At 62.6% G+C, this 10214-nt stretch carries 11 protein-coding genes and 1 riboswitch; of the genes, 2 read left to right on the forward strand and 9 right to left on the reverse strand.

The window, feature by feature from the left end:
* From GTP41_RS26585 to GTP41_RS26625, 9 genes are all read right to left on the reverse strand, one after another.
* Positions 1–498, reverse strand: a 498-nt coding sequence (locus tag GTP41_RS26585) for a hypothetical protein (RefSeq protein WP_202419900.1), incomplete at its 3' end; no start/stop codon positions are given.
* Positions 499–551: 53 nt separating this feature from the next.
* On the reverse strand, positions 552–1178 hold the full coding sequence (gene ribB, locus GTP41_RS26590) for a 3,4-dihydroxy-2-butanone-4-phosphate synthase (RefSeq protein ID WP_161028609.1): 627 nt from the start codon (positions 1176–1178) through the stop codon (positions 552–554).
* A gap of 100 nt (positions 1179–1278) precedes the next feature.
* Positions 1279–1428: riboswitch (FMN riboswitch) on the reverse strand.
* Positions 1429–1605: 177 nt separating this feature from the next.
* Positions 1606–3702: a flagellar biosynthesis protein FlhA gene (locus GTP41_RS26595; protein ID WP_161028610.1), complete on the reverse strand. Its 2097-nt coding sequence runs from the start codon at positions 3700–3702 to the stop codon at positions 1606–1608.
* Entirely contained in the window at positions 3699–4844 is a 1146-nt protein-coding gene (gene flhB / locus GTP41_RS26600; RefSeq protein ID WP_161028611.1) for a flagellar type III secretion system protein FlhB, read from the reverse strand. The genes GTP41_RS26595 and flhB overlap by 4 nt, the downstream gene beginning before the upstream one ends.
* A complete protein-coding gene (fliR, locus tag GTP41_RS26605) occupies positions 4837–5619 on the reverse strand; it encodes a flagellar biosynthetic protein FliR (RefSeq protein WP_161028612.1) in 783 nt (260 codons plus the stop codon). The genes flhB and fliR overlap by 8 nt, the downstream gene beginning before the upstream one ends.
* Before the next feature lie 7 nt (positions 5620–5626).
* Positions 5627–5899, reverse strand: coding sequence for a flagellar biosynthesis protein FliQ (gene fliQ / locus GTP41_RS26610; RefSeq protein WP_028101175.1), 273 nt, complete (start codon positions 5897–5899; stop codon positions 5627–5629).
* Between the two features lie 12 nt (positions 5900–5911).
* Positions 5912–6658: a flagellar type III secretion system pore protein FliP gene (gene fliP, locus GTP41_RS26615; RefSeq protein WP_161028613.1), complete on the reverse strand. Its 747-nt coding sequence runs from the start codon at positions 6656–6658 to the stop codon at positions 5912–5914.
* Positions 6655–7035: a FliM/FliN family flagellar motor switch protein gene (locus GTP41_RS26620; protein WP_161028616.1), complete on the reverse strand. Its 381-nt coding sequence runs from the start codon at positions 7033–7035 to the stop codon at positions 6655–6657. Before GTP41_RS26620 ends, fliP begins: the two co-directional genes overlap by 4 nt.
* Before the next feature lie 2 nt (positions 7036–7037).
* Positions 7038–7922 carry a FliM/FliN family flagellar motor switch protein gene (locus GTP41_RS26625; protein ID WP_161028614.1) on the reverse strand — a complete coding sequence of 295 codons (885 nt, stop codon included), beginning with the start codon at positions 7920–7922 and terminating at the stop codon, positions 7038–7040.
* A gap of 391 nt (positions 7923–8313) precedes the next feature.
* Here GTP41_RS26625 and fliE point away from each other — a divergent pair, with 391 nt between their 5' ends.
* Both fliE and fliF read left to right on the forward strand, forming a co-directional pair.
* Positions 8314–8664, forward strand: coding sequence for a flagellar hook-basal body complex protein FliE (fliE, locus tag GTP41_RS26630; protein ID WP_161028615.1), 351 nt, complete (start codon positions 8314–8316; stop codon positions 8662–8664).
* 63 nt (positions 8665–8727) lie between these two features.
* The coding region (gene fliF / locus GTP41_RS26635) for a flagellar basal-body MS-ring/collar protein FliF (protein WP_371867436.1) at positions 8728–10214 on the forward strand (1487 nt) is incomplete at its 3' end.

A 10214-nucleotide genomic window follows, 5' to 3' on the forward strand; every position in this document is an offset into this window, starting at 1 on the left:
ATCGATATGATTGAAGGCGCTCCATACTGTAATTTTATACAGCATTCCGTATCGCAGTCGCACGGAAGGATGCCTGCGGCATCCGCGCTCTTGACCTCGGCCTGAAGGCCGAGGCTTGCCGCGCATTAGGTCAACGGTCGGCAAATGCGCCGGCGGCGTGTCGCCCGCAACTACCCAAAAGTAGCGATCCACGGAGCTCTCCGATGGCAGTATCTCGAACAGGAATATTCCAATGATGCCGGAAACGCCCAACCCAAAGTAGACACTCTTGATGCCCTGGCACCAGTTGAAGGAACTGAGGTACAGCTCGGCCTCTTCGAACAATACCGTCAGTTGCTGGGTTTCTTCGAAATCACCACCGAACATATCCTCGATCGGCGTCAGTTTCGAGAAGTCTATACTCAAGTAAAAATCTGTCAGGGACACACTGGTACCTTTTGCCGAGCAACGCGGATCAATCGAAACTAGCAGGGTCTTTCCTGCGGCAGGGAAAGTCAAGGCGCGCGCACGTGAAATTAATTTGTGATACAGATGCGCGCGCCCGGCCCTGACTAGTGCTTACTACGCCACTCGATCATTTCCGCGATGGTCAGGATCGGCATGCCGTGCAGCGCTGCGAACTGCTCGATCGCTTCGCCGCGCATCATGGTGCCATCGGCGTTCATCAATTCGCACAGCACGGCATATGGCGCCAGGCCCGCCATACGCGCCAGGTCGACCGAGCCTTCAGTGTGGCCGGCGCGCTCCAACACGCCGCCCGGTGCCGCGCGCAGCGGGAACACGTGGCCGGGACGCACCACGTCTGCCGGGCGCGCGTTGGGCGCGGTGGCAGCGCGGATGGTGGTGACGCGGTCGGCGGCGGAAACGCCGGTGGTCACGCCTTCGCGCGCTTCGATCGATACCGTGAACGGCGTGCCGTACTTGCTGCCGTTTTCGGCTGCCATGGGCGCCAGTTCCAGCTCGCGCACTTTGTCGGCGGTCAGGCACAGGCAGACAATGCCGCTGCATTCGCGGATCATCAGGGCCATCGTTTCGACGGTGAGGCGGTCGGTGGCGACGATCAGGTCCGCTTCGTTCTCGCGGTCGAAGTCGTCGAGCAGGACGACGGGGATGCCGGCGCGCATGGCCTCCAGCGCGGCTTGGATACGGGATGCTACTGGGATTGCAGGGGACAACATAGGAAACGCTCCTCGCTAAAGTCAACGAAAAACGCTCCAGGGCAAGCGAATAGGCGCAACCACCCGTGCCGCTTGGGCGGACAGGTTTACGCGCGTTTGCGCACATCTTCTTTCATCCGGACTATACCGTCGGCTCTGGCTTCGCACCAGATCTGCTGACCCTGTCGATACGGTGTGACAGGCGCTCGCGGGCTTGAACGTGGCCGTTCTTACCGCCGGTGGGGAATTGCACCCCGCCCCGAAGACGTAGTTAATTTGCCCGCGTTTGCGGGCGGGAGGATTTTAACCTAAACCCGGAAAACCGGGGTCTGACCCAAAGGGTCAGCCCCCCCCCGTCAGTTCAACCGCTGTTGGTGCTGGTTTATACCGGCAACCTCAAGACCGTTGGGGGTCTGACCCTCCGGGTCAGACCCCGCCCTACCGGGTTTTAGCCCACCGTACCAATAATGGAAACCTCACGATTCTCCGGCACTTCGTTATAAGAAAGGACATGCAGCCCCGGCGCAAACAGGCGCGCGTAGCGCGCCAGCAGCGGCCGGATCTGCGGTAGCACCAGCAGCAGCGGCGGCGTCGCCTGCTGCTTCATCTGCTCCCGCGCCACCGGCATATTCACCTGCAGCTGCGCCAGCAAATGCGGATCGATCGGATAGTTATCCAGCACCACCTTCCCGCTCTGGCGCGCCTGGTTCAGCGAACCAAGCAGCATATTCTCCAGCTCTCCGCCCAGGTTAAAGGCCAGCATCTCCGTCTTCTGGCCGAACAGGCTGGAAACGATCTGACGCCGCAGCGCGCAACGCACCTCCGCCGCCAGCAGGATCGGATCCTTGGTCGTCTCCGACGAATCCAGCAGCGTCGTCGCAATCGGCACGATATCCTTCAGCGACACGTTCTCCTGCAGCAGCACGCGGAACACCCGCAGCAGTTGGGTATGCGTCAGCGCCTTGTCCAGCGAACCGGCCAGCTTGGGCGACAGCGCGGTCAAGCGTTCCATCAGCGCCGCCACATCCTCATGCCTGAACAGCTCCGGCAAATACTCGCGCACCAGCTTGGAGACGTGGGTCGCAATCGCGCTCGGCGCCTCCACCACCTGGTAGCCCAGGCCCAGCGCATGCGCCTTGTCCTTGGCCTCGATCCAGGTCACCGGCATGCCATAGGCCGGCTCCACGCCCGGAATCCCATCCACCTGCCCGTACACCGTCGGCGAAGGAATCGCCATCAAGCGGTCGGCAAACACCTCCGACTGCGCGATGCTCGACCCGCCCAGGATCACGGCGTACTGCGTCGGTTTCAACGCCAGGTCGTCGCGCACAAAGATTTGCGGCAGCACCATGCCCATCGACTCCGACAGGCTTTGCCGCACGCCGCGCAAGCGCTTGGTCAGCACTTCGCCATGCGCCTTGTCGATCAGGCCCACCAGCTTGTAGCCCAGCGACACCTGCAGCGGCTGCACCACCGGCAGCGATTGCCATTCCAGCTCCGGCACCTTCTCTTCGCGCAGCGCGGCTTCAATCGCGGCCAGGTTGTTATCGGCGACCGGCGCCGCCTGCCGCTGCCGTAATCGATAGGCCACATAGCCCAGCACCGCCGCAAAGGTCAGGAACATGGCCCACGGCATGCCCGGCACCAGGCCGAGGATCACCATCACCGCCGCCGCGCTGAACAGCACATTCGGCGACGACAGCAGCTGCTGGCCGACCTGCGACTCAAAGTCGCTCGAGTCGGAGTCGGAAATACGGGTGACGATGATGGCCGCCGCAGCCGACAGCAGCAGCGCCGGGATCTGGGCCACCAGGCCGTCGCCAATGGTCAGCAGCGCGAACTGGCGGAACGCGTCGCCGAAGCTCATGTCCTGCATCAGGGTACCGATGGCGACACCGCCGACGATATTGATGATCAGGATCAGGATCGAAGCAACCGCGTCGCCGCGCACAAACTTGGCGGCACCGTCCATGGCGCCGTAGAAGTCCGCTTCCGTCGCCACTTCCTTGCGGCGGGCGGTGGCTTTTTCCTGGTTGATCAAGCCGGCGTTCAGGTCGGCGTCGATCGCCATCTGCTTGCCCGGCAAGGCGTCCAGGGTGAAGCGCGCCGACACTTCGGAAATACGCTCGGCACCCTTGGTCACCACGGCGAAGTTAATGATCATCAGGATCACGAACACCACCAGGCCGACCACGAAGTTGCCGCCGATGACCACCTGGCCGAAGGCCTCGATCACCCGGCCGGCGGCGTGCGTGCCTTCATGCCCGTGCAGCAGCACCACGCGGGTGGAGGCCACATTCAGCGTCAGCCGCATCAGGGTGGTGGCCAGGATCACCGTCGGGAATACCGAGAAATCGAGCGGCCGCTTGGCGTTCACGCTGACCAGGATGATGATCAGGGCCAGGATGATATTGAACGTGAATAGGACATCCAGCAGGATGGGCGGTAATGGCAGGATAATCATCGCCAGGATCGCCAGCAAGAATGCCGGCGTGGCGATCTTGTGGCGACCCGCTTCCGCGAACAGAGCCTTCAGGAAATTCATGTGGTTGCTGCCTCACTCATGGATGTTGGAACTGGAACCTGCCCCGCCTCCAGCGGATTGGGCTGCGACGGCCGGCGTCCCTCGCGGAACGCCTTCAGCTGCAGCACATAATGCAGGACCATGGACACCGCCTGGTACAACTGCACGGGGATCTGCTGGTTGACCTGGCTCGTATTGTAAATGGCGCGCGCCAAAGGCGGCAGGGATAAAACTTCAATGCCGTTCTCCGCCGCCAGCTTGCGGATGTAGAGCGCCATTTCGTCCACGCCCTTGGCCAGCACATAGGGCGCCTCGGCGCGCTTGTCGTCGTATTTCAGCGCCACCGCGTAGTGTTCCGGGTTGACGATCACCACGTCCGCCCCCGGCACCACCTTGCGCGCCGCGCGTTCGGCCAGGGCGCGCTGCAGCTGGCGGATGCGCTGGCGCACCTCGGGCCGGCCTTCCTGGGTCTTGTATTCTTCCTTCAGCTCCTGCTTGCTCATCTTCTGCTGCTCGGCGTAGAAGAAGGCCTGGGCCGGCACGTCGATGATGGCAAAGATGATAAACACCGACACCATGGCCATCACGCCGTCCAGCATCAGGCCGGCGCCGTTGATCATGGCTTCGTTCAGCGCCAGGCCTTGCAGGCGCGTGTACTCGTTGACCGTGCCGGTGCCGATGTGGATCAGCACCCAGCACAGCACCGTCGCCTTGCCGATCGAAATGGCAACCTCGAACACGTGGCGCTTGGCGAACAGGCGGCCCAGGTTGGTCACCGGGTTGAAGCGCTCCAGCTTCGGCTCCAGGTTCTTGGAACTCATGACCCAGCCGCCCGGGATCATGGCGCCCAGCACGATGAACAAGGGCACCACGAACAGCGGCAGGATCATTTTTACCAGCAGCAGCGAAGAACTGAGCCAGACCGTGCTCATGACGTTATCCAGCGCGCCCTCGCCTTCCAGCGGCGCAAACGCCTGGTGGAAGATTTCGCGGAAGTCCACCAGGTAGGACGGCAGCAAATACACGAACAGCTTGAGCGAGACCAGGATGCCGATCGCCGTCGCCAGGTCGCGCGAACGCACCACCTGGCCTTCCTGGCGGGACTTCTTCAGCTTTTGGGCTGAAGCCTTCTCTGACTTGTCGCCGCCGCTATCGTCAGCCATAGGGCACCATTTGTCGCTGGATCATGTCGAGCACGCGGTTCGACATATGGATGTAATGCTGCGGAATAAAACGCACCACCTGGGCCAGCATCATCAGGCCGAAGATGGTAATCAGGGAAAAGCCCAGCGCAAACAAGTTCAGCGAAGGCGCCACCCGGTTCAGGAAACCAAAGCCGATCTGCACCACCAGGGCGGAAAACACCACCGGAATCGCCAGCAGCATGGCCGCCGAGAAAATCCATGCCACATTCCAGGCCACCGCCTGCAGCAGCAGCGGGTGGAAGCCGCCGCCCAGCGGCCAGGCCTTGAAGCTCTGCCCGATCACGCCCACCAGCACCAGGTGGCCGTCAATCGAGAAGAAGACCACAATCGCCAGCATGGTCAGCATGGCCGACACCACGTCCGACATGGTGCCGTTGGTCGGGTCGTTCATCACCGCCATCGAAAAGCCCACCTGGCTGGAAATCAGGTAGCCGAGCAAGGCGATCACCGACATCGAAAAATGGAATGCCATCCCGATCACGAAACCGATCACCGCCTGCTCGATGGTGAGCGCCACGCCCTGGAGCGAGAGCGGGTCGATGGTTGGCGCCACCTGCCCTTGCGTCAGCGGCAGCATCACAATCGCCAGCACCAGCGCCACCAGGATGCGCACCGTGACCGGCACCAGCATTTCGCCCAGCACCGGCGCCGCGCTCAGCATGGCCATGGTGCGCACGAAGGGCCACCAGATGGCGGTCAGCCAGACCAGGAGGTTTGCCAGGACCTGTTCCACGGCTTCGCTATCCTACCAGTGTCGCGGCGCGCTGGAAAATGGAGACGCAATAATCCATCAGGTAGCCGGACATCCAGCGGCCCGTCAGGATGATCGCCAGCAGGGTGACCAGCAGGCGCGGCAAGAAGCTCAGCGTCTGCTCGTTGATCTGGGTCGCGGCCTGCACCAGCGCCACCAGCAGGCCCGCGACCAGGCCTGGCACTACCAGCACCATCACCAGGATCATCACGATATGCAGGGCCTCGACCACCAGGTCGACAGCCACGTCAGGCGTCAGCATCGCTCAGCCCACCTAATAAACCTGTATGCTCGTCACGAGCGTATTGACAGTCAAAGTCCAGCCGTCCACCAGCACGAACAGCAGCAGCTTGAACGGCAGCGAGATCACCAGCGGCGACAGCATCATCATACCCATCGCCATCAGCACCGACGATACCACCAGGTCGATGATCAGGAAGGGAATAAAGAGCAGGCAGCCAATCTGGAACGCAGTCTTCAGCTCGGACAGCACAAAGGCCGCCAGCTTGACGGTGAAACTGTGTTCGCTCGGATTGGTGATGGCCGCTTCCCCCGCCAGGCCGGCGATTTGCTTGAGCGAAGCCTTGCTGGTTTGCGCCAGCATGAACCGCGAAATCGGTTTTTCCGCAATCTTCAGCGCTTCCTGCAAGCCGATCTTGTCCTGGTCGTAGGGCACGAAGGCGTCGCGCCAGACGGTGTCGCCCACCGGGCGCATGACGAGCAGGGTCAGGATCAGGGCGACGCCGGTGATGATGCGGTTGGGTAAGCCTTGCTGCAGGCCAAGCGCCGAGCGCAGCAGCGTGAGCACGATGACGAAGCGGGTAAAGCAAGTCATCATCATCACCATGATGGGCAACAGGCCCAACAAAGTCATGATGATCAGGATCTGCATCTTGACCGAGAGCTCGGTCTTGGCGCCGGGCACTACCCCGGCCAGCAAATCCTGGGCCCACGCGGGCGCGCAGGCGCATAGCAGCACTGCCCCGGCCGCCAGGCCGGGCACCAGGCGGCGCAAGGTCATGGCGCCATCATGTCGAGATTCAAACCGTCCAGATCAATGACCTTCAGGCCGTAGTTTTCACCGGCCACCACCACTTCGGCGCGGCCGATGGCGGTGCCGTTGACCTTGATGGTCAGCGGCTCGCCGGCCAGCATGTCCAGTTCCACCACGCTGTCCGGACCGATTTGCATCAGGTCCTGCAGCGAGAGGCGGGCCGAGCCCACTTCCAGGGTCAAGGTCACCGGGATCTTGCGCATCATGGCCGGCAAGTCGCGCCGGCCACTGCCGCGCGGGGCCGGCACGTCGGCCAGGTCTTGCGACACCTGGTCAATGATCATTTCCTCCGACATGTCGTCCAGCAACGCATCGGTGGTCCCGTTCGGGTTCACATTCATCATATTCATTCGGTATCTTCAAAAGAGGTTAAGCAGAGTTTGCCCTTGTGCTCTGTTACCGCAGCTGTAAACAGGCGGGAGTCTTCGAGCATGACGTCTGCCCTGTGCAGGCTGATGGGAATCACATCGCCCACACGCAAGTCGAACAAGGCGCCCAGCGTGGTTTCCTTGGAAACCAGCCGGCCGTTCAAGCCAACCTGGAGCCGCGCCGCCAGCGGCCCTGGATTCTTATTGCTCTTTTTACTGGTATCGCGCTCCGGCAGCAAGCCGTGCAGCACATGACCCATCACTTGCTTGTCCAGCGCAAACCAGACCTTGCCCTGCAAATCGCCGTCGCTCAGGGTGACGGTGACAATCCAGCTGCCCTTGCCCGGCTGGGTGGCCGAGCCGGGCGTGAGGCCGGCCTCATCGCCCGCATCGCGGCTGCCGGCGGGCAGGTTGCTTTCAATCCGCGCGGCCAGGGTGCCGGCCAGCTGTTGTCCCAGCACCACGGCCAGCCGTTCTTCGGTGGCGGTGACGCGCACCGCTTGCTCGTCCAGCGCCGGATCGGCCAGCGCCGTGCCACTGCTGGCGGCGGCGGGCCGGGTGGAACGGCCGTAGCGGAAATTGAGGACGCTCAGGAGGATTTTGCGCTCCATGGCAAAGGCGATCTGGCCGGCCGGCACAGCAAAGCCGAGCCAGCGCTGGCGCGCCTCGCTGCCATCGAGCCGGCTGAAGGCGACATCGTCCACCTGGAACGTGCCCCAGTAGCGGCGGTGCACGTTCAGGCGCATGGCCTGGGCCAGGTCTTCACGCAGCTGCGCCGCAAACACAGGCAGCCGGTGTACCGGCCGTCCCAGCAAGCAAGGGTCAAGAACTTCGTGTTGCACAGTGCTTAGTGTGGTATTCATGGTTGGCCATCCATCTGCATCACATCGTATCGCAAAGTAATCCGCTCAGGATGAAATCGGAAGCGTAGAATAACCGAAATCCCTCAGTATTGCCATGAATCAAGTAATTCGCCGGTGCAAAAAGACTTTACAGAAAAGTTGCCAGCGGGTAAGCTAAATTAGTGCAAGTTTCACAGATAAACTTCTAACAATCAAAGCTTAATGCATGATTTATAAGAAGTTTTGCAAATTGTAAGCGGTTGTTACTGGCGTGAATTCGGGTTACCATGACCCGTACCACGCGGCACCATTTAACAATTCAGGCGGCTCTTTGCTAATGATCCGCAAGCCAAGCCTGGTGAACTAATGGTAACGATGTGCAAGCAGTGGCGCAACCAAACTGAGGTGTTAAATGGCAAATGAATTCGCAGGTTTGATCAAAGCCGACCTGGCGGCACTCAATAATGCTGCGGCCGAGCTGGCCCAACACGCAAGCGCAATCGCCCCCGCCGCCAACTTTACCGGCCAGCCGCCGGGCAACCATTTCTCCTTCGCCCAGTCGATGCAGGACGCCATTGCCGGCGTCAACGCGCAAGACGTGGACGCCGGCCAAAAAATGGCCGATGTCGATGCCGGCCGCAGCGACGACCTGGTCGGCGCCATGCTGGCCAGCCAGGAAGCCAGCCTTTCCTTCCAGATGCTGATGCAGGTACGCAACAAAGTGATGGGCGCGGTCGATGAATTGATCAAGCTTCCGCTGTAAGCTGGCGTATACGTTCGCTGAGCGCACCGCACCTATCTTCGCTTCTTTCTCGAAAGACCAGACGTGATTGCAAATATCAAGTCCGCCATCGGACGCTGGCGCGGCGCTGCGGCGCCGGCCATGCCGCCCGCCGTAATGAAGAACCTCTACCCCATGCTGCTGCTGGCCGTCGGCCTGACGGCCCTGGTGTTGATGGTGTTATGGAAAGACCAGAGCGGCTATAAGCCGGTCTTCGGCCAGCGCGAAAAAGTCGCCACCGCCGACATGATGAATGTGCTCGACGCGGAAAAGATCGCTTACCGCATCCACCCGGAAACCGGCCAGGTGCTGGTGCCGGAGGGCAAACTGGGCCAGGTGCGCATGATGCTGGCGGCCAAGGGCGTGACCGCCCAGCTGCCGGCCGGCCTGGAACTGATGGACAAGAACGACCCGCTCGGCGTGTCGCAGTTCGTGCAGGATGTGCGCTTCCGGCGCGGCCTGGAAGGCGAACTGGCGCAGTCGATCATGACCCTGGACGCGATTTCGCACGCGCGCGTGCACCTGTCGATCGCCAAGTCCACCTCCTTCGTCGCCAGCGACGGCGAAAAGTCCTCGGCCTCGGTGGTGGTGGCCACCAAGCCGGGCCGCACCCTGGCGCCGGAACACATTGCCGCCATCGTCAACATGGTGTCGGGCAGCGTCGCCTCGCTGCACCCGGCGCGCGTCAGCCTGGTGGACCAGTCGGGCAACCTGCTCTCCTCGCATGTCGACCTGAGCGAACCGTTCGACGCCTCCAGCGCCACCAATGAAAGCGGCAAGCGCGCCCAGGAAGAAATCCGCGCCAACATCAAGGGCATGCTGGGCCCGATCGTCGGCGACAGCAATTTCCGCCTGAGCGTCACGGCCGAGGTCGACAACGACAAGGTCGAAGAAACCGTCGAGAAATACGGCGCCGACCCGAAGGTGACCAGCGAAGCCATGCGCGAGGAACAGGACCGCAACCGCATCGCCATGGGCGTGCCGGGCACCCTGTCCAACCGTCCGCCGCCGCAGCAGGCCGCCGACGCTGCCGCCGCTGCGGGTGGTGCCCCGGGCCAGGCGCCAAACGAAGGCACGGCGCGCAAGAACGCCACCACCCGCCAGTACGCCTACGACCGCAGCATCACCCAGACCAAGAAGGCGCGCGGCCGCCTGGTGCGCCAGAACGTGGCCGTGGTGCTGGCCCACGCGGCGGCGCCCTTCCCCAAAACCGGCTGGACCGCCGCGGAAATCGCCAACATCGACAAGGTGCTGCGCAACGGCCTGGGCATCAACGAGGAGCGCGGCGACAAGCTGGTGGTGAGCGCCATGAACTTCCCGGCCAAGGTCGCGGAAACGCCGTGGTGGCAGGAGCGCGACACCGTGGTTGATTCGGCCAACTGGCTCGGCTATGCCGTGGCGCTGCTGCTGGGCTACCTGCTGCTGGCGCGCCCACTGCTGCGCCTGCTGACCGCCCGCTTCGCGCCGCCGGCGCCGGCCGCCAAGGTGGCCCTGGGCGGCGCCGCCCGCGCCAGCCAGGCCGAAGCCACGCC

The sequence above is a fragment of the Pseudoduganella guangdongensis genome (assembly GCF_009857475.1).
GTDB classification, from domain to species: Bacteria; Pseudomonadota; Gammaproteobacteria; order Burkholderiales; family Burkholderiaceae_D; genus Rugamonas; species Rugamonas guangdongensis.

What these genes read in the sequence shown, in the direction of transcription:
- ribB (WP_161028609.1), bottom strand. Translation starts at nt 1,178, where the DNA reads ATGTTGTCCCCTGCAATCCCAGTAGCATCCCGTATCCAAGCCGCGCTG.
- GTP41_RS26595 (WP_161028610.1), bottom strand. Translation starts at nt 3,702, where the DNA reads ATGAATTTCCTGAAGGCTCTGTTCGCGGAAGCGGGTCGCCACAAGATC.
- flhB (WP_161028611.1), bottom strand. Translation starts at nt 4,844, where the DNA reads ATGGCTGACGATAGCGGCGGCGACAAGTCAGAGAAGGCTTCAGCCCAA.
- fliQ (WP_028101175.1), bottom strand. Translation starts at nt 5,899, where the DNA reads ATGCTGACGCCTGACGTGGCTGTCGACCTGGTGGTCGAGGCCCTGCAT.
- fliP (WP_161028613.1), bottom strand. Translation starts at nt 6,658, where the DNA reads ATGACCTTGCGCCGCCTGGTGCCCGGCCTGGCGGCCGGGGCAGTGCTG.
- GTP41_RS26620 (WP_161028616.1), bottom strand. Translation starts at nt 7,035, where the DNA reads ATGATGAATGTGAACCCGAACGGGACCACCGATGCGTTGCTGGACGAC.
- GTP41_RS26625 (WP_161028614.1), bottom strand. Translation starts at nt 7,922, where the DNA reads ATGAATACCACACTAAGCACTGTGCAACACGAAGTTCTTGACCCTTGC.
- fliE (WP_161028615.1), top strand. Translation starts at nt 8,314, where the DNA reads ATGGCAAATGAATTCGCAGGTTTGATCAAAGCCGACCTGGCGGCACTC.